The sequence below is a fragment of the Paenibacillus sp. FSL H7-0690 genome (assembly GCF_037980415.1).
Taxonomy (GTDB): domain Bacteria; phylum Bacillota; class Bacilli; order Paenibacillales; family Paenibacillaceae; genus Paenibacillus_AQ; species Paenibacillus_AQ odorifer.
This window is the reverse complement of record NZ_CP150281.1, coordinates 3,856,450-3,874,403: the sequence shown is the minus strand read 5'-3', so window position 1 is coordinate 3,874,403 and position 17,954 is coordinate 3,856,450. Positions and strand designations below refer to the sequence as shown.

Here is a 17,954-nt window from a genome sequence, read left to right as displayed (position 1 = left end):
GATGAGTATGCCAGAATTGCCGGAAATGGAGAATTATAGACAGCTGCTTAGCCAGCGTATTATAAATGTTCCGATAACTAATGTAATTGTGAACAGAGAAAAAACAATTAACATGGAAACAGAAGCTTTCATTAATGCCTTGATCGGTGCGCGTGTTGTTTTTGTAGAGCGGCGCGCCAAGTATATTTTGTTTCATCTCCATGATGGACGAAGATTACTATTGCATTTAATGCTGGGTGGATTGCTTTTTTATGGTTCAGAAGAAGAACGGCCGGATCGTAATACGCAAGTAGAAATCGCATTTGGTGATCAGATCCTTTATTTTATGGGCCTGCGGTTAGGGTTCTTACATTTAGTATCCGTGAAGGAAAGCGAAGCAACGATGGGTAAGCTTGGACCTGAGCTGCTGGATCGACGGATGACGCCGGAACGTTTTGCAGGAATATTAAAAGGGCGGCGTGGTGCGTTAAAAAGTCTGTTAGTGAATCAGCATGTAATGGCGGGTATTGGAAATTGTTATGCGGATGAGATTGCTTTTGACGCAGGGCTTCTGCCTTCAGTTTTAGTACAAAATTTATCACCGGAAGCCATTTCCCGCCTGTATCAAAGCATTCAAAAAGTATTGACTGATGCGACAGAGATTGGCGGATACATGGAAATGCCATTTATGACCGGTGATACGGTTACTGGTTCTTATAATGATCAATGTAAAGTCTATGACCGTGAGGGCGAGCCTTGCCTACGCGATGGGGGAACGATTATCAAAACAGAGCTGTCTGGACGCAAAGTATTTTATTGCCCAGACTGTCAGCATGAAGCCTAAACCCAAAATAGGGGCTCATGTCAGCATTCGTGGTGGATATGGGAGAGCTGCCCGATTTGCTTGGGAGAGCGGTGCAACAAGTTTTCAATATTTTCCGAAAAATCCGCGCAGTCTGAAGTTAAAGACGGTTGATATTCGAGATACAAGGGATTGTGCACTCTTTTGCCAAGAAAAAGGGATCACCTCTATCGCCCACACCCCTTATGCAATCAATATGGCTGCGAATAGGGATGACGCTACCCCGCGAAAGGTGTATGTAGACTCCCTACTTAATGATCTGGATATTGCTGAAGCCTGCGGTTCCTTAGGCATTGTTGTTCATTTTGGACATTTTGCTGGAATGGAGCCGTTACAAGGCTATCAAAATATTATACAATGTATGAATGAGACGCTGGAGTCATGGGAAGGTAACGCCAAGCTGCTAATCGAGAATCAAGCGGGCAACCATGGTACCGAAGGGATTACACTTGAAGAATTGGTGAAGGTTCGTGAGCTTAGCCAGTTTCCCGAGAAGATTGGATTTTGTCTGGATACCTGTCATGCTTTTGCGGCGGGAATTTGGAATCCTGAGCATACGGAAGACTTGCTTGAACGAGGAAACCAGCTTGGATTTTGGCCGCATCTTGTAGCTGTTCATCTAAATGATTCTAAGTTTCCCTTTGATTCGAGACGGGACCGGCATGCTGGAATAGGAAAAGGTTATATCGGCGAAGAGGGTCTTAAGCGCTTAATAACTTCTGATCCATTACGTAAAAAATCTGTTGTTTTGGAAACTGAAAAGGGTTCAGATGGCAGTCATCGGAATGAAATAGCTACTGTTCGCAGTTGGTTTGAAGCGGGGGCTAGAAAGTGACTCATATCTATATGGACGATCTCCGTAAAGGTCCGCTTGGATTTGCTTTAGCCAGGACAACAGAAGAATGTCTTCTGATGTTGCGTGAGTGTGAGGTTGGTATTTTATCGTTAGATTATGATATGGGACCGGATGATTATTCTGGTGGGGAAGTGGCTAGACGGATTGTTCTGGAAGGACTGTACCCCCGTGAAATCTATCTACACACCTCCAGTGTTTTAGGGAGAAAAAAAATGTATGAAATCTTATACGCGGCTAAACCTGAGGGGATGATCTTGTTTAATGGTCCCCTAAGTTCTGATAAGCTTTATGATATCGCTGGGGAGACGGGTCTGAAATGAAGGAAATGAATGAAGCGGATTTACTGGAGATACTCACGAGACCTGGAGAACCGCTGGTAGTATTTTTGCATACTCCGCTGTGTGGTACCTGTAAGGCTACAGAACGCATGTTGGAAGTAGCGGCACATCTATTGCCTGCTGAACTCCAAATGGTTGCCGGAAATGTGAACATGTTGCCTAATCTGGTCCAACAATACCGTATTACCAGTGTCCCTGCTCTACTTGTGGCTTCTGCTGACCGGATAGAGAATCCGCATATTTATTATTCAATGGTTTCAGTTGAGCGGATTCTGGAATACATAAGGAGTGTTATATCATGATCATTTCATTACAACATTTATCTCTGCGCAGAGAAGAAAGCCTAATCTTGGACGATGTATCGTTAGAAGTGAAGGAAGGCGAAAACTGGGTCATTTTGGGACGAAATGGTTCGGGCAAAACAACAATTTTGGAGATTATGACAGGTTATTTATTCCCTAGCAAAGGAACTGTTGAGGTATTGGGGAATAAATATGGTCAATGTGATTTACGCGAGGTGCGTAAAGAGATTGGTTATATTGGTCCTTCCTTAATGGAGAAAATGTCTTTAAATGATCCGGTGTGGGAGGTTGTAGCTACAGGAGCTTACGCTTATTTGCGTTTCTACGAGAGCATTCCACACGAAGTGAAGGAGAAGGCAATCCGCTTGCTAGAGGATATGAATCTGGGCAATATGGCACTTCATCCTTTTGGAACCTTGTCACAGGGAGAGCGAAAAAAAGCAATGCTGGCAAGATGTCTTATGGCTGACCCCAAACTACTGATTATGGACGAGCCTTGTGCAGGTCTTGATCTGTACGAAAGAGAAAAAATGCTGGCTGAAGTAGACAAGCTGAGACAACGTAATGTCTCCGTTGTATATGTAACTCATCATGTGGAGGAAATCGTCCCGCTTTTTACACATGTTGCTTTAATTCGCGACGGTAAGCTAGCTGGTTCCGGACCGAAAGAAGAAGTATTAACCAAAGAAATGATCTTGGCCACCTATGATATTCCTGTTGATGTAGAATGGGATAGCGGTCGTCCCTGGATTAAAATTAGACCTGGAGGCAAAACGATTTGAACGAATTAAGACATGATAACGAAGAGCAGACCACTGCTCCGGAAGAAATAGTGTACTCCCGATATATTTGTACAGCTAATCACGGCTTTGCGCCATATGCTCAGGAAGAGCTTCGGCGCTTATTCGGAGCAGTAAAGAGTACGCTGCTGTTGCCGGGAGAAATCTTTCTAGCCACCTTGCAGTCTGAACCCGAGGAAGTATCACGATTGCTCACACAGAATCTGCCCATTTTCCTTCGTCATATACAGCCTGTGCAGTTTCAGGATGAAGGAACCATGGATGGGTTACAGCGTTTGGCTGTGTATTTAAGCCGCCGCAGTGAGCTAGAGGGGGAGAAAGTATCCCTAAATGTTCGTAAAGGGGATCCTTCCTTCTGGCAGGAAAGTCCGGGCGAACTTCGTGAATGGCTGCAGGAGCAATTGCAGAGCTTGGGTGCAGAATTTACAGTACAAGATCCGGCATGGGTCATTTCTGTCTACGCAGACGGGAATGCCTTATATGCAGGAGTGTCCAGACCAGAAGAGAATCTATCCGGCTGGAATGGCGGTGCAATCCGTTTCCGCAAGGAAGACGGACAAATCTCACGTGCTAAGTTCAAGCTGATGGAAGCGGAGAAGGAGTTCGGTATTCCTTTTTACAGCTTCCGTAATGCGCTTGATATCGGTGCCTCTCCAGGGGGCTGGACTTCTTTCTTGCTGGAGCGTGGAATGAAGGTAACAGCGGTTGACCCTGCTTTGATGCATGAATCGCTGCGTAATTACCCGGGTCTGAAAATCCTGCGCAAAAATGCCGGAGAAGTGAAATTCCGCGATAATGAATTTGATCTGCTTGTATGTGATATGAGCTGGAGCCCTAAACTGATGGCGAAGCTTGTAACAGGGCTGTTGCACAGCCTGTCCCCAGGCGGAACAGCGATTGTGACCGTAAAGCTGATGCATAAGAAACCACTAGCGATGATCAAAGAGATCATCGCAATGTTTGAGAGCGAACGTATGCAGATTCAACGGGCCAAGCAGCTGTTTCATAATCGTGATGAGATCACACTTTATATGATTAAATACTAAGTTATTTAAAAATCTTAAGGGAAAGCATCCCGTTATTAACGTTATCGTAATCTGCGGTAACAACGTTAATGGCGGAAGCTTTCTCTTTTTTTATGTGAAAAAGGGGGAAGTTCAGGTGAATTTTGCATCGAAGCTTGGGGTAGGGCAGATAATGGACGCCAGATACAGAATTATTGATCAGATTGGAACAGGTGGAATGAGTATTGTCTATCTTGCGGAGGATCTGCGTTTAAAGGGGAAACGCTGGGCTGTAAAAGAAAGTGTAAGCTCAGAAGAACTACCTTCAGACATTGAGGCGGAAGCGGAGATGCTAATGGGTCTGGATCACCCGCGGCTTCCCCGTATTGTTGATTACTATCTTTCGGATAAAGAAGGGTATTCTTATTTAGTTATGGATTATATTGAAGGGATAACTTTAAGTCAGCTGATGAAGGATAATCCCGGACCTTTACCTTGTGAGTTCATCCTACAAATAGCTAAACAGCTTTTAGAAGTTCTGCAATATTTGCATGGTCATCATCCGCCCATTGTTTATCGTGATTTAAAGCCCTCCAATCTTATGTTAACTAAGCAAAAAGAATTGATGTTAATCGACTTCGGAATCGCTCGAAATTATAGAAAAGGAATCGATGAAGATACGGTGAAGCTTGGTACAGTAGGATTTGCGGCTCCTGAGCAGTATGGGAATGGGCAGAGTCAGCCGGTTTCTGATTTATATGGTCTTGGTGCATTACTTTTGTATATGGCTACCGGAGGCTTATGCAGCCACTGGGAGTCTGGAATGGAAAATAAGTTGCGTGACCATGTTCCCGGAGCTTTTATTCCTATAATTAGACGTTTATTACGGCCTCATCCGGAGGAAAGATATCAGGAGGCAACAGCTGTTATTCAAGCGCTGGTTCGTGTGGAAAATGATATGGATGAAGGTAATCCTTTAGCAGTGTCTGTGCCCCTAGCGGTTGATAAACGGAAGGCTATAGTGATCGCCTTACTTGGAGTAAGGCCGGGACTTGGAACAACACATACTTCATTTGCGATTAGCAGTTATTTGGGACAGATCGGTTCAACAGCTTGGGTTGATCTATCTCCAGATTCATCTGTTTATGATCGCATGCACAGTATGCTTGACGCGCAGAGCGCTTCAGTTCCTGCTAAGAGCCCTGAGCTTGCATTTTCCTGGAGGAAGGTTCATTACTGGAAGCGACCTCTCCATGGGAATGTAGCAGAGCTTATGAGAGGGGGTTATCAATTTGTTGTCTTAGATCTGGGAACGGGTGGATTTGATGGAGCGCTGGAAGAAATCAAGCATAGCGATATTCCCATTCTGATTGCTTCTGGCGCCGATTGGCGATTGGAGGAAACTTTATTATGGATTAAACGGAGTGGGCTGCAGCCTGAACGGGAATGGAGAGTGGGGTTACCACTTGCTGAATACCAATCTGTTGAAGTATTGCGAAATTCTTTAGGTATAAATAGAGTTTATAATCTACCGTGTCAGCAAGATCCATTTTTACAAAAAGGGAAGTTGGCAGATGTAATTGCTGAGCTGTTAGGGGACATTAAGGGCGAGCGAAACGTTGGAAAACGCCGTGGTTTTTTCTTAAGATAGGCTATTGGGACTAACATTTAATTCAGTGTTCCGCTAAAGTATGATAAAATATATATTTATACGTGATTTGATTTACGCATTATTTAAGTATAGACAGGAGCTTGCGGAGAATTTATGAGTTTACTTACTGTAGAAGACGTTTCCCACAATTTTGGGGATCGGACATTGTTCAAGAACGTGTCTTTCCGGTTGTTACCAGGAGAACATGTTGGAATTGTTGGAGCAAATGGCGTTGGTAAATCGACGCTAATGAATATTTTGACAGGAAAGCTTTTGAAGGATAATGGTAAAGTAGAGTGGACCCCTCGGGTGCGTTACGGTTATTTGGACCAACATACGATTCTTACACCGGGCAAAACGATTCGCGATGTTCTAAAGGACGCTTTTTTGCCATTGCTTGAGTTGGAGCAGGAAATGCTGAAGATCACAGAGCAGATGGGTGATGCTTCGCCTGAGGAACTAGAAGTACTACTGGAGCAGATGGGAGACATTCAGGAACAACTGGATATCGGAGATTTCTATCTGATTGATGTAAAAGTAGAGGAAATGGCCAATGGTTTAGGCCTGTCCGTGATTGGGCTAGATCGTGATGTTGCTTCTCTCAGCGGTGGTCAAAGAACCAAAGTGCTGCTGGCGAAGCTGCTACTGGAGAAACCCAATGTACTATTGCTTGATGAGCCTACCAACTATTTGGATGTTGAGCATATCGATTGGCTGACCAACTATTTGAAACAGTACCCATATGCATTTATATTGATTTCCCATGACACTGAGTTTATGAATAAAGTCGTTAATGTCGTTTATCACTTAGAGTTCGGTAAATTGACCCGTTACACGGCGAACTATGAGAAATTCCTCGATATGGCGGAGATGAACAAAAACCAGCATATCGATGCCTATGAGAAGCAACAAGATTTTATCAAAAAACAAGAGGACTTCATCCAGCGGAATAAAGCGCGTGCTTCAACTTCAGGCCGGGCAAAAAGCCGTGAGAAGCAGCTTGATCGTATGGACCGAATTGATCGTCCTGAAGAAGCTGCTAAGCCGACCTTTAAGTTTAAAGAGAGCCGGGCAAGCGGGAAAACTGTCTTCGAGGGAATTGATTTCGAGATCGGTTATGATCGTCCGCTGCTGCCACAGCTAAATATGGTCATTGAACGTGGAGAGAAGATTGCTATTGTTGGCTGCAATGGTGTGGGTAAATCGACACTGCTGAAGACAATTCTGGGAGTGATCCCAACATACAGCGGCAAAACCTATCTTGGGGATTATCTGAACCCTGCATATTTCCAACAAGAAGTGAAAGCAGCTAGTCTTACACCCATTGAGGATGTCTGGAATGAATTCTCCAGTTTAACTCAGAACGAAGTTCGTGGACATCTGGCACGCTGTGGCCTAAAAAATGAACATATTACACGTCCGCTTAGTATGCTGAGTGGTGGGGAGCAAGCGAAAGTGCGACTTTGTAAGCTTTTGATGCGCGAAAGCAACTGGGTACTGTTCGATGAACCTACCAATCACCTTGACGTTATCGCTAAAGCAGAGTTGAAGCGCGCTTTGCAAGAATATAAAGGCACAGTCCTGCTTGTATCTCATGAACCTGATTTTTATGAAGATTGGGTTACGAAAATTTGGGATGTTGAGCAGTGGTCAGCTGTACAAGTATAGAATAATCATAAATCCGGAGAATAGCAGACATCCTGCTGTTCTCCGCTTTTTGGATATGGGGAGGAGATAATGCATGTTTCATAACGCTGGGCGAGAAGATCGATACTCACGGCAGATACGTTTCACGCCATTTGGTACTGAAGGACAGCAGGGTCTCGCAAAATCAAAAGTGCTTGTAGTTGGTGCGGGTGCGTTAGGTACAGGGATTGCAGAGACATTAGTCCGCTGTGGGGTTGGGCATGTTCTCATCGTTGACCGCGATTATGTAGAGTGGAGTAACCTGCAGCGCCAACAGCTGTATACCGAGATGGATGCGCAGGAGCGAGCTCCAAAAGCCATTGCAGCCCAGAACAGACTGCAGCAGATTAATTCTGAGGTTGTCATAGAAGCGCATGTTATGGATGTGCGGAAGGAAGAGCTGGAAGGACTCATCTCAGGGGTGGACCTGATTATGGATGGGACTGATAATTTCGATACACGTCTCATCATTAATGATATTGCCCAAAAGAATAATATCCCTTGGATTTATGGAGCTTGTGTAGGAAGCTATGGAATTACATATACGATTTTGCCTGGAGAAACGCCATGTCTTCATTGTCTTTTAGGTACAGTTCCACTAGGGGGAGATACCTGTGATACAGCGGGTATTCTTCCCCAGGCCGTGCAATTGGTTACTGCAAATGCTACAGCTGAGGCGTTAAAGCTTCTCGGTAACCGTAAGGACCAATTAAGGAATAAACTGCTGACTTTCGATGTATGGCGTAATGAACATCAAGAAATTGGCGTGAAAAGTGCTAAAAAGGAGAATTGTCCTTCTTGTGGGACTCATCCGATCTACCCTTATCTAACAGCCTTAAATACGGAACGAAGTGATGTGCTTTGTGGCAGGGATACCGTACAGATCCGCCCTGCCCGGCCGCAGAAACTTAACTTGCAGGAAACAGCCAGTCGTCTGTCTCGTTTAGGAGACGGTGAGGTAGAGAGCAATCCTTATCTGATTTCCTTTAAGGAAGGTCCTTACCGGATGGTGATCTTCGCAGATGGCCGGGCATTGATCCATGGAACGAAGGATATTGCCGCTGCCCGTAGCTTTTATCATCGATATTTTGGATAAAAAGCATAATAAACAGATCTTCAGGCCATTTCATAGGAATGGTCTCTTTGTTTTCCGGGGATTCTATATCTATTAATGGGATGCTGATGCATGTCTGATGGATACGGGGGATCTTCGTGAGTGAGCAAATGATATGGTACATGTCTGCGGGAAACGGAAGAGGAGAGGAAGAACTAGACGCTATTGCGAAAGTGTTTAATGATATCGGTCTGCAAATAACAAAAAGCGAAGATCCCGAAGATCTTCGCTTATCCATTTCTGAAGTAGAACCGGTATTACTGCTTGCTGATTTAGGCGAGGTGGGAACATGGGAAGGATGGAAAATCATTTCCGCAGTAAGAGATGAGGGAATGATTCTTCCGGTCATGGTGATTTCCGAAGAATTATCTGGTAACGGAGCAGTTGCGGCCTTTTTAGCCGGAGGGAATGATTTCATGACAAAACCACTACATACCGGTGAATTTAAATGTAGAATTCTAAATTTATTAACCCTCACGGGTCGGCGTCGAAATTTAAAACATCTGTTAAAGGTAGATGGTTTAATGCTCGATCCCAGCCGCAGGCTGGTCACCCGTGAAGGGATCGAGCTTAAGATGACGCATAAAGAATTCGATCTTCTATATTATCTCGCTGCGAATCGAGGGATTATATGTTCCCGCGAGGAAATACTCAAACAAGTATGGGGATATCAATTCCATGCAGATACCAATGTTGTAGATGTATACATCAGGCATATCCGCTTAAAAATTGATAAAGGGTACCGGAACAAGTTGATTCATACTGTTCGCGGAACAGGATATGTAATGAGGGTGCCCGAAGGCAGCACCACATCCTGAGACTAATTCTCTTTTATAGAAAAGACTCTACTATAGAGCTGTTGTTTACAGTACGCGGCGAGCCTTTAGATAAGTCTTTTTCCATGTACCAGAATTAAGATCAGAAACCGTAACACCTGGTTTACCATAAGTGTGCAGAATTTTACCGTTCCCAGCGTAAACAGCTACGTGAGTTACATTTTTACCAGTTGCTCTGCTGCCGCTGGAGAAGAATACAAGATCGCCGACACGAAGGTTAGCTTTGGATACAGCAGTTCCTACTTTTGATTGAGCCGCAGCTGTGCGGGGTAATGATACATTATATTTATTAAAGATATGTTTCATAAAGGAAGAGCAGTCAAAAACCTTAGTAGTAGAAGTAGAGGCTCCGAATTTGTATGGAGTTCCCATAAAGTTTTTTCCGAAATTGACGACGCTTTGTCCTTTGGACACCGTAGCGGCTTCAACTTTAGTTGCACCTACACCAGTTGCCATCATTGTTCCTAAGCCCATTGTAGTAACCATTCCTATAACAATCGCTTTTTTTATCCATTGTTGTTTATTCATGTTGTAAGTACCTCCAAAGTTAGTATATCAATCTGTCTTGCTTGGCTTGTCTTGCTTGCCTGATTCGTAGTATAGCAGGTTATCTATGTCATAAAATTTGGTAGAGCAGCAATAAAGTGAGGCTGGGCCTGGGTTGTAAGCGTTTTATTAAAAATTCATTAAAAGTTACAAAAAATTAATAACTTGATATTTTGAGCAATAAAATAAGCCGCAAACCCCTTGATATATAAAGGATTTAACGGCTTTTTAATTTTGAAACAAAAGTTACAAGGATGTTTCTATATCACTATGTATTTAGTCTTTGCTCTGGATAATCAGCAATAATCCACTACGTATTCTAACTGTTCCAGTGGAGGAAATCAGTTTGTTGCTTACACCTAGAGATTGCCCTAGCTTTAAAGTAGCATCATTCAAAGGATATTGAAATCCTTCTAATGTAATCCCTGTTACTTCAGGAGTTAATGGAAGCAAAGATACATAGGTGTAGCCCAAATCTTCAATGACTGTTTGGGATCCGGTAAGTGTCACATAGTTATTAGAATCCATCACGTAGCAATTGATTTGCCGTTGCAGAGCCCTTGTCATCATTTGAATGCTGGCTAAGGAGTGATCAATTCGAGTGCCTGTAACTCCTAATAGTAAAATAGAATCAGGTTGCTGATTCATTGCAATATCGAGTGCCATCTCACTGTCGGTTAAATCCTTGTTCACGGCGTCACAAGTGATTGTTTTTTTACTTTTGGATTGAATATCCTGAAAAGCCTCAGGCGATACAGAATCAAAATCACCTACCGCAATATCGGGTATATATCCATGTGAGATGAGGAATAATGCACCCCGGTCCGCACCGATAATAAAATCTTCTTCATCTAATAGAGCGAAATAATCCGGAGATAGTTCTCCACCGGCAAAAATAACAACTCGTTTGGATGGCATAACATCCATTCCTCCTCTAAAACTCTAGTTGGTTATCCTGTCCCAGTATAATGCAGATCGAAAAGTTGCACAATTGACCAAGACAACGCTAAAATGATAGTGTGCGATTTTTTATGTGCATAAATTCATATTTACTAATGTTTTAACAATTGGGAGGTGAATGAAATCGTAAACGTGCTATTTGTCTGTCTGGGTAATATTTGTCGCTCACCAATGGCGGAGGCCGTTCTGCGCCATAAGATTGATGAACGAGAGCTTTCACATAAGATTCTGGTTGACTCTGCAGGAACTGGAGATTGGCATATAGGTAAGGAACCGCATGAAGGGACTAGACGTATACTTGATCAAAACAAGATTAGCTATGCAAATATGGCAGCGCGTTTGGTCAGTAGCGAGGATTTTCAGAAGTTTGATTATATCGTCTGCATGGACAAGTCTAATGGAGAGAATGTTCGAAAGGTTCCTGGTGGAGAAGAGGCTAAGCTTTTGTTCTTCATGGATTTATTGCCTGAGGAAGAATTGAGAGAAGTACCAGACCCTTATTTTACAGGTAATTTTGAACAGGTATATGATTTGATCAATGCAGGCTGTGACGTGTTGCTAGAAATGGTGATAAGAGAAAAGCTGTAACCCGGTTGGGTTCCAGCCTCTCTGATTAGTATTAAAGTAAATTAAGGAAATTTGCTGGATTAAACTGTAAGCGTAAACACGGCTGAAATCTACATACGTTCTTTAGATGTTCATTTTTTGCTTCTATCAATAAGGCATTATGTGTTTAAAAAATAGAGTAGAGATTCAGGGAGTTCCTTTTGCCAAAAACCCCAGAGATGACGACCGTCTTTCTCCCGGTAGGATACGGTAGCTCCACGTGCTTCAAGCAATGCTTTTGTTTCTCTGTTCATCTGAACAAAATCATAGGTCCCTGTATCAGTCTGGTAATCTGTTTCCTGCAGTCCAACGACCATATTAATGTTGAGCCAGGAGAGATCTTCTTCTTTAGCCAGCATGGCTTGTGATTCGGGATAGAATGCACCGGATAGGCTGATGATACGTGTGAAGATAGCTGGATAAGCAAGAGCGAGATGGAGGGAGACGCTGCCTCCAAGGGAATCACCGGCTAAGATTCGTTCGTCGGGTGTACGGCGTACGGGATAATTTTTTTCAATGAAGGGAATAATCTCTTCGGAAAAGCAAGATAGGTACTCGTTGAATCGGCTGCCGAACGGAGCGTATTCTTGAGTCCGAACAGCGACGTTAACTTCTACACCAACGATAATGAAGGGCTCGACATCTTCTTCTATAATAAGTTGTCCAGCAAGTGTAGCAATGCGTCCAAAGTTGAAAAATTCTTCTCCGTCTTGGCAGTACACCACGGGGTAACTCAGAACTTCATTGTAGCCTGGGGGCAGATAGATACGTAATTTACGTTCCTCCTGCAGATGTTCACTCCAAAGCGTTTCTTTTACAATTGTGCGTTTCAGAAAAACAGAATCGCTCATCGTTGTCACGTCACCTTTCTTGTCGAATTTTGCAATACACACAGGGTTACGCTAAAATTATTAAATGTGTAACTGTGTTATTAATCATTTACTTGTTGGAAAAGTGTTAAACTGTTATATAAAATTTCCTCACCTGTTATACATACAAAATTTGAAGGAATATAAATTTTATAAGTATTTCTTTGACGAAAGTAACTAAACAGGTGTATAATAATATTATAACAGAGGCAGCTGATATTCAAATTTTTTTATTGAGGTGAAGATAATGAGTAAAGTTCCTTATGAAGTGTATACAGAGGACGTCGAGGCTCTATCGGTACTTTCCCCGGATGGAGAAATTATCAATAAGGATAAGATGCCCGATTTAACCGACGATCAACTGAAAGAAATTATGTATCGTATGGTATTTACCCGTACTTGGGATGATCGTGCAGTAAACCTTGGCCGTCAAGGTCGCCTTGGTTTCTACGCACCGGTATCCGGTCAAGAAGCTACCATGATTGGTAGTGAGTTCGCTTTGGAGAAAGAAGACTTCTTATGCCCAGGCTACCGTGATATTCCGCAGCTAGTATGGCACGGACTTCCATTGTACCAAGCTTTCTTATATTCCCGCGGTCACCAACATGGTGGAGCTATTCCTGACGGGGTTAATGTATTGATGCCACAAATTATCATCGGTGCGCAAATCCTGCACGCTACTGGTATTGCTATGGGCTTCAAATTGAAAAAACAAAAGAATGTTGCAATTACTTACACTGGTGATGGCGGTTCTTCAGAAGGTGACTTCTACGAAGGCTTGAACTTTGCTGGTCGTTTTAAACTGCCTGTAATCTTCTTTGTTCAAAACAACGGTTATGCGATTACGACTCCGTTCGCTAAACAAACGGCTTCCAAATCGATCGCTCACAAAGCGGTTGCAGCTGGTATTCCAGGGATTAAGGTTGACGGTATGGACATCTTTGCAGTAATCAGTGCTGTACGTGATGCTGCAGAACGTGCACGTAACGGCGAAGGTGCTACATTGATCGAAGCTGTAACTTACCGTTTCCGTCCACACTCCCTTTCTGACGATGCAAGTAAATATCGTTCGAAAGAAGAAGAAGGACAATGGAGTGAAAAGGATCCAATCGCCCGTCTTGCCAAGTATTTGGAGAAGAAAGGTCTTTGGACTGAAGAAGATACACTGCGCGTGAAAGATGAAGCGAAAGCTACTGTTAACGAGCAGATCAAAAAAGCTGAACAAACCGAAAAAATGACAATACCTGGCTTGATCGACAGCATGTTCGAAGTAACACCTAAACATCTGGAAGAGCAAAAAGCCGATTTTGAATAAGGGGGATATCAGGCAATGGCACAAATGAATATGAAAGAAGCGATTCGCGACGCGATGCGCGTTGAACTGAATCGTGACCCTAACGTTCTTATCTTCGGAGAGGATGTTGGTAATGTAGGCGGCGTTTTCCGTGTAACTGAAGGTCTGCAAAAGGAATTTGGCGAAGATCGTATTTTTGATACACCACTAGCTGAGTCCGCTATCGGCGGTCTGGCATTTGGTCTTGGTGTACAAGGCTTCCGTCCGATTGCTGAAATTCAATTCGTAGGTTTTATCTTTGAAGCACTGGATCAAATCGTTGTTCAAGCAGCGCGTTTGCGCTGGCGTTCTGGCGGTAAATATAACGCTCCAGTAGTATTCCGTACTCCTTTTGGTGGCGGAGTTAAGGCTGCTGAGCTTCACACTGACTCACTCGAAGGTTTGATCGCACAAAGCCCAGGGATTAAAGTTGTAATTCCTTCAAACCCATATGATGCGAAGGGACTTCTAATCGCGTCTATTCGCGACAATGACCCTGTATTCTTCATGGAGCACTTGAACCTTTATCATGCATTCCGTGCTGAAGTGCCAGAAGGTGAATATACAGTTGAACTTGGTAAAGCGAACGTAGTACGTGAAGGTTCTGACGTTTCGATCATTACTTACGGGCTGATGGTACATACAGCTACCAAAGCAGCCGAGCAACTCGAAAAAGAAGGCGTTAATGTTGAAATTATCGACCTTCGTACTGTAAGTCCAATCGACATCGATACTATTGTAGCGTCTGTGAAGAAGACTAACCGTGCTATCGTGGTGCAAGAAGCACAAAAGAGTGCGGGTGTAGCTGCTGAAGTTATCGCACAAATCAATGAAAAAGCACTACTGCACTTGGAAGCACCTGTGCTTCGTATCGCAGGTCCTGATACTGTGTATCCATTCGCACAAATAGAAGATACATGGCTTCCAAACCCTGCACGTATTATTGCAGGCGTGAAGAAAGTTTTGGAATTCTAAATATTTTTACGAGAAACAGTTGTCATCCATATGGATGACAACGTTGTTTCATCTTATAAAGTTTAAATCATAAGGTTAGTCCCAATTTCACGAGGAGGTTTTCAAAGTGGCAAAGTTTGAATACCGATTTCCTGAACTAGGTGAAGGTCTGCATGAAGGTGAAATCATCAAAATGCATATCAAAGCCGGTGACAAGGTAACGGATGATGATATCGTAATGGAAGTTCAAAATGACAAGGCGGTAGTTGAGGTGCCTTGCCCAGTAAACGGTACTGTATTGGAAGTTCTGACAAAAGACGGTCAAGTATGCCGTGTCGGTGAAGTAGTGGCTATTATCGAAGCAGAAGGTGACGTGCCTGATCAAGAGGGTGCTGCTACTGAAGCTCCTGCTGCTCAAGCGCCAGCTGCACCAGCTGCTCCAGCATCTAACAAAGCATCGAATTTTGAATATCGCTTCCCTGAGCTGGGTGAAGGTCTGCATGAAGGTGAAATCATCAAAATGCATATCAAAGCCGGTGACAAGGTAACGGATGATGACATCATCATGGAAGTTCAAAATGACAAGGCGGTAGTTGAGGTTCCATGTCCAGTGAATGGTACTGTATTGGAAGTTCTGACTAAAGATGGCCAAGTTTGCCGCGTAGGCGAAGTTGTAGCTATTATCGCTGCTGAAGGCGACGTTCCTGAACAAGAAGGTCATGCATCTGCTGAAGCCGATGCAGCAAAAGGAAGTGCAAACACTACTTCTTCCCCTGCAGCAACAAGCCCTGCTGATGCTAAAGAAGGCGGATCTGCAAGTGTAACACCAGCTCCTGACCGCGATGTTTTGGCTACACCAAGCGTTCGCAAATTTGCTCGTGAGCAAAAAGTGGATATTTCCAAAGTGAACGGAACTGGTAAAGGTGGTAAAATCACTCGTGAAGACGTAGAAGCCTTCTTGAAAGGTGGTTCTACACCAGCAGCTCCTGCAGCAGCAGCGTCGTCTGAAGCTCCTAAGGCTGCTAAGACCGAAGCTAAAGCAGCACCTGCAGCAGCTAGCGGTAACGTTAGTCTTGAAGAAGAACGTGTACCATTCAAGGGTATTCGTAAGGCGATCTCCAACGCAATGGTTAAATCGGCTTACACTGCTCCACACGTAACCATCATGGATGAAGTAGATGTTACTGAACTGGTAGCATTCCGTACACGTATGAAACCTATTGCTGAGAAAAAAGGCGTTAAGGTTACTTACCTTCCATTCATCGTTAAGGCACTTGTTGCAGCTTCCCGTCAATTCCCAGCACTCAATGCTATGATTGATGAAGAAGCAGGCGAAATTGTCTACAAGAAATACTACAATATCGGTATCGCTACTGATACACCAAACGGTTTGATCGTTCCAGTTATCAAAGACGCTGACCGTAAGAGCATTTGGATGATTGCTAGCAGCATCACTGACTTGGCCGTTCGTGGCCGTGACGGTAAATTGTCTGCTAACGAAATGAAGGGCAGCACGATCTCCATCAGTAACATCGGTTCTGCTGGCGGTATGTTCTTTACTCCAATCATCAACTTCCCTGAAGTGGCTATCCTCGGAACTGGCCGTATCAGTGAAAAAGCAGTTGTGAAAAATGGTGAAATCGTAGTTGCTCCAGTAATGGCGTTGTCACTCAGCTTTGACCACCGTATTATCGATGGTGCGACTGCTCAAAACTTTATGAACTACATTAAATCGCTGCTCAATAATCCTGAGCTGCTGGTTATGGAGGTATAATTATGGTAGTAGGAGACGCTTCACTAGATATTGATACATTGGTCATCGGTGCAGGTCCTGGTGGGTATGTGGCGGCAATTCGTGCCGCCCAGCTCGGCCAAAAAGTCCTCATCGTGGATAAATCGGAACTCGGCGGTGTATGTTTGAACCGTGGATGTATTCCTTCTAAAGCCTTGATCGCTGCTGCGCATCAATTTGAATCCGCACAGCATGGTGAAGTTTTCGGCGTTACAGCTGAGAATGTTAAAGTGGATTTTGCCAAAACTCAAGAATTCAAGAACAGCGTAGTTAAAAAAATGACTAGCGGCGTGACTAGCTTGATGAAGGGCAACAAAATTGAAGTATTTAACGGTGAGTGCATGTTTATCAGCGACACAGAAGCACGTGTGTTCAATGATCATGAATCTCCACGTTACCGCTTCAAACACTGCATCATTGCTACAGGTTCCCGTCCAATTGAACTTAAACCTTTCCCATTCGGCGGACGTATTCTGTCTTCGACTGAAGCTCTGGAACTTCCAGAAATTCCGAAGAGCATGATCGTAATCGGTGGTGGATACATCGGTGCCGAGCTTGGTCAAATGTACTCTAAATTTGGCACTAAAGTAACAATCATCGAAGGTTTGGATACTGTACTTCCAGGCTTCGATAAAGATATGACTCGTCTTGTTGCGAAAAACATGGCTAAAACTGGCATCGAAATCGTAACTAACGCTAAAGCTGAAAGTGCTGTTCAGAACGACAAAGAAGTAACCGTGAAATACTCTGTTGGTGGCGAGTCCAAAGAAGTTACAGCAGATTACTTGCTTGTAACTGTAGGTCGTCGTCCTAACACTGACGGTGAACTTGGTCTGGATCTGATCGGTCTTGAGCTCGACGAGCGCGGATTGATCAAAGTTGATCACCAAGGACGCACAAGCATTCCTACCATCTTCGCTATCGGCGACGTTGTTCCAGGTCTTGCTTTGGCTCACAAGGCTTCTTACGAAGGTAAAATCGCTGCTGAAGCAATTGCAGGACTTACATCTGTTGTTGACTACAAAGTCATCCCAGCTGTTGTATTTACAGATCCTGAGTGTTCAAGCGTTGGTTTGACTGAAAAAGAAGCAAAAGACAAAGGCTACAAAGTGAAAAGCGGCAAATTCCCATTCGCAGGAAATGGTCGCGCAGTATCTTTGAACAGCCCAGAAGGCTTCATCAAAATTGTTGCTAACTCCGAGAACAATTTGGTACTGGGAGCTCAAATCGTTGGTATCGAAGCTTCTAACTTGATCGCTGAACTTGGTTTGGCAATCGAAATGGGCGCAACGCTTGAAGATATCGCTTTGACTATTCATGCGCATCCAACCCTTGGCGAAATCGTCATGGAAGCTGCTGAATTGGTTGAAGGTCACCCAATTCATGTAATGAAATAATTTTTCTCCAAAAATTGCTCTAGCAGGCAACAGAAAGGCGGACGCAAATGCGTTCCGCCTTTTTTTGTG

At 43.8% G+C, this 17,954-nt stretch carries 18 protein-coding genes; 15 read left to right on the top strand and 3 right to left on the bottom strand.

The features are described 5' to 3' along the window. Positions 1-7: 7 nt before the first annotated feature. From MHI32_RS17060 to MHI32_RS17015, 10 genes are all read left to right on the top strand, one after another. Positions 8-823 (top strand): DNA-formamidopyrimidine glycosylase family protein, encoded by an 816-nt coding sequence (locus MHI32_RS17060; protein ID WP_076133771.1) that lies wholly within the window; start codon positions 8-10, stop codon positions 821-823. Continuing rightward, entirely contained in the window at positions 813-1,676 is an 864-nt protein-coding gene (locus MHI32_RS17055; protein WP_340010339.1) for a deoxyribonuclease IV, read from the top strand. Before MHI32_RS17060 ends, MHI32_RS17055 begins: the two co-directional genes overlap by 11 nt. After that, complete coding sequence (locus MHI32_RS17050) at positions 1,673-2,017, top strand: cyclic-phosphate processing receiver domain-containing protein (RefSeq protein WP_340010337.1); 345 nt, start codon at positions 1,673-1,675, stop codon at positions 2,015-2,017. Before MHI32_RS17055 ends, MHI32_RS17050 begins: the two co-directional genes overlap by 4 nt. Further along, the gene (locus MHI32_RS17045) at positions 2,014-2,337 is read left to right on the top strand and encodes a thioredoxin family protein (RefSeq protein ID WP_076128425.1); all 324 of its coding nucleotides are present in this window, start codon (positions 2,014-2,016) and stop codon (positions 2,335-2,337) included. Before MHI32_RS17050 ends, MHI32_RS17045 begins: the two co-directional genes overlap by 4 nt. After that, the gene (locus tag MHI32_RS17040; protein ID WP_036687827.1) at positions 2,337-3,119 is read left to right on the top strand and encodes an ATP-binding cassette domain-containing protein; all 783 of its coding nucleotides are present in this window, start codon (positions 2,337-2,339) and stop codon (positions 3,117-3,119) included. The genes MHI32_RS17045 and MHI32_RS17040 overlap by 1 nt, the downstream gene beginning before the upstream one ends. Then, positions 3,116-4,183, top strand: coding sequence for an SAM-dependent methyltransferase (locus MHI32_RS17035; RefSeq protein ID WP_340010336.1), 1,068 nt, complete (start codon positions 3,116-3,118; stop codon positions 4,181-4,183). Before MHI32_RS17040 ends, MHI32_RS17035 begins: the two co-directional genes overlap by 4 nt. A 115-nt stretch (positions 4,184-4,298) precedes the next feature. Beyond that, positions 4,299-5,792, top strand: coding sequence for a serine/threonine-protein kinase (locus tag MHI32_RS17030; RefSeq protein ID WP_340010334.1), 1,494 nt, complete (start codon positions 4,299-4,301; stop codon positions 5,790-5,792). Positions 5,793-5,906: 114 nt separating this feature from the next. Beyond that, the gene (locus MHI32_RS17025; RefSeq protein ID WP_036687697.1) at positions 5,907-7,460 is read left to right on the top strand and encodes an ABC-F family ATP-binding cassette domain-containing protein; all 1,554 of its coding nucleotides are present in this window, start codon (positions 5,907-5,909) and stop codon (positions 7,458-7,460) included. Between the two features lie 73 nt (positions 7,461-7,533). Further along, positions 7,534-8,574 carry a ThiF family adenylyltransferase gene (locus MHI32_RS17020; protein ID WP_076128429.1) on the top strand — a complete coding sequence of 347 codons (1,041 nt, stop codon included), beginning with the start codon at positions 7,534-7,536 and terminating at the stop codon, positions 8,572-8,574. A gap of 116 nt (positions 8,575-8,690) precedes the next feature. Beyond that, positions 8,691-9,410, top strand: coding sequence for a response regulator transcription factor (locus MHI32_RS17015; protein ID WP_076128431.1), 720 nt, complete (start codon positions 8,691-8,693; stop codon positions 9,408-9,410). A 45-nt stretch (positions 9,411-9,455) separates the two neighbouring features. Here MHI32_RS17015 and MHI32_RS17010 read toward each other — a convergent pair whose 3' ends face one another. Together MHI32_RS17010 and MHI32_RS17005 are read right to left on the bottom strand one after the other, a co-directional pair. Next, positions 9,456-9,956 (bottom strand): C40 family peptidase, encoded by a 501-nt coding sequence (locus MHI32_RS17010; protein WP_076128433.1) that lies wholly within the window; start codon positions 9,954-9,956, stop codon positions 9,456-9,458. A gap of 294 nt (positions 9,957-10,250) precedes the next feature. Beyond that, entirely contained in the window at positions 10,251-10,892 is a 642-nt protein-coding gene (locus MHI32_RS17005) for a thiamine diphosphokinase (protein ID WP_036687693.1), read from the bottom strand. A gap of 165 nt (positions 10,893-11,057) precedes the next feature. Here MHI32_RS17005 and MHI32_RS17000 point away from each other — a divergent pair, with 165 nt between their 5' ends. Continuing rightward, on the top strand, positions 11,058-11,522 hold the full coding sequence (locus tag MHI32_RS17000) for a low molecular weight protein-tyrosine-phosphatase (RefSeq protein WP_076184504.1): 465 nt from the start codon (positions 11,058-11,060) through the stop codon (positions 11,520-11,522). Between the two features lie 137 nt (positions 11,523-11,659). On the opposite strand, the gene MHI32_RS16995 is transcribed toward MHI32_RS17000, so the two are convergent. Next, the gene (locus MHI32_RS16995) at positions 11,660-12,391 is read right to left on the bottom strand and encodes an alpha/beta hydrolase-fold protein (RefSeq protein ID WP_076190189.1); all 732 of its coding nucleotides are present in this window, start codon (positions 12,389-12,391) and stop codon (positions 11,660-11,662) included. A 265-nt stretch (positions 12,392-12,656) separates the two neighbouring features. Between MHI32_RS16995 and pdhA the strand changes: the two genes are divergently transcribed. From pdhA to lpdA, 4 genes are all read left to right on the top strand, one after another. Further along, complete coding sequence (pdhA, locus tag MHI32_RS16990) at positions 12,657-13,724, top strand: pyruvate dehydrogenase (acetyl-transferring) E1 component subunit alpha (RefSeq protein WP_038571556.1); 1,068 nt, start codon at positions 12,657-12,659, stop codon at positions 13,722-13,724. Between the two features lie 15 nt (positions 13,725-13,739). Then, positions 13,740-14,717, top strand: a complete 978-nt coding sequence (locus MHI32_RS16985) for an alpha-ketoacid dehydrogenase subunit beta (protein ID WP_038571553.1) — start codon at positions 13,740-13,742, stop codon at positions 14,715-14,717. A 106-nt stretch (positions 14,718-14,823) separates the two neighbouring features. Next, a complete protein-coding gene (locus tag MHI32_RS16980; RefSeq protein WP_076184428.1) occupies positions 14,824-16,470 on the top strand; it encodes a 2-oxo acid dehydrogenase subunit E2 in 1,647 nt (548 codons plus the stop codon). Positions 16,471-16,472: 2 nt separating this feature from the next. Then, a complete protein-coding gene (gene lpdA / locus MHI32_RS16975; RefSeq protein WP_036687684.1) occupies positions 16,473-17,885 on the top strand; it encodes a dihydrolipoyl dehydrogenase in 1,413 nt (470 codons plus the stop codon). Positions 17,886-17,954: the final 69 nt, after the last annotated feature.

Coding starts and splice junctions, on each gene's coding strand:
- MHI32_RS17005 (WP_036687693.1), bottom strand. CDS start 10,892: ATGCCATCCAAACGAGTTGTTATTTTTGCCGGTGGAGAACTATCTCCG.
- MHI32_RS16995 (WP_076190189.1), bottom strand. CDS start 12,391: ATGAGCGATTCTGTTTTTCTGAAACGCACAATTGTAAAAGAAACGCTT.
- MHI32_RS17010 (WP_076128433.1), bottom strand. CDS start 9,956: ATGAATAAACAACAATGGATAAAAAAAGCGATTGTTATAGGAATGGTT.
- MHI32_RS16985 (WP_038571553.1), top strand. CDS start 13,740: ATGGCACAAATGAATATGAAAGAAGCGATTCGCGACGCGATGCGCGTT.
- MHI32_RS17020 (WP_076128429.1), top strand. CDS start 7,534: ATGTTTCATAACGCTGGGCGAGAAGATCGATACTCACGGCAGATACGT.
- MHI32_RS17025 (WP_036687697.1), top strand. CDS start 5,907: ATGAGTTTACTTACTGTAGAAGACGTTTCCCACAATTTTGGGGATCGG.
- MHI32_RS17055 (WP_340010339.1), top strand. CDS start 813: ATGAAGCCTAAACCCAAAATAGGGGCTCATGTCAGCATTCGTGGTGGA.
- lpdA (WP_036687684.1), top strand. CDS start 16,473: ATGGTAGTAGGAGACGCTTCACTAGATATTGATACATTGGTCATCGGT.
- MHI32_RS17060 (WP_076133771.1), top strand. CDS start 8: ATGCCAGAATTGCCGGAAATGGAGAATTATAGACAGCTGCTTAGCCAG.
- MHI32_RS17045 (WP_076128425.1), top strand. CDS start 2,014: ATGAAGGAAATGAATGAAGCGGATTTACTGGAGATACTCACGAGACCT.
- pdhA (WP_038571556.1), top strand. CDS start 12,657: ATGAGTAAAGTTCCTTATGAAGTGTATACAGAGGACGTCGAGGCTCTA.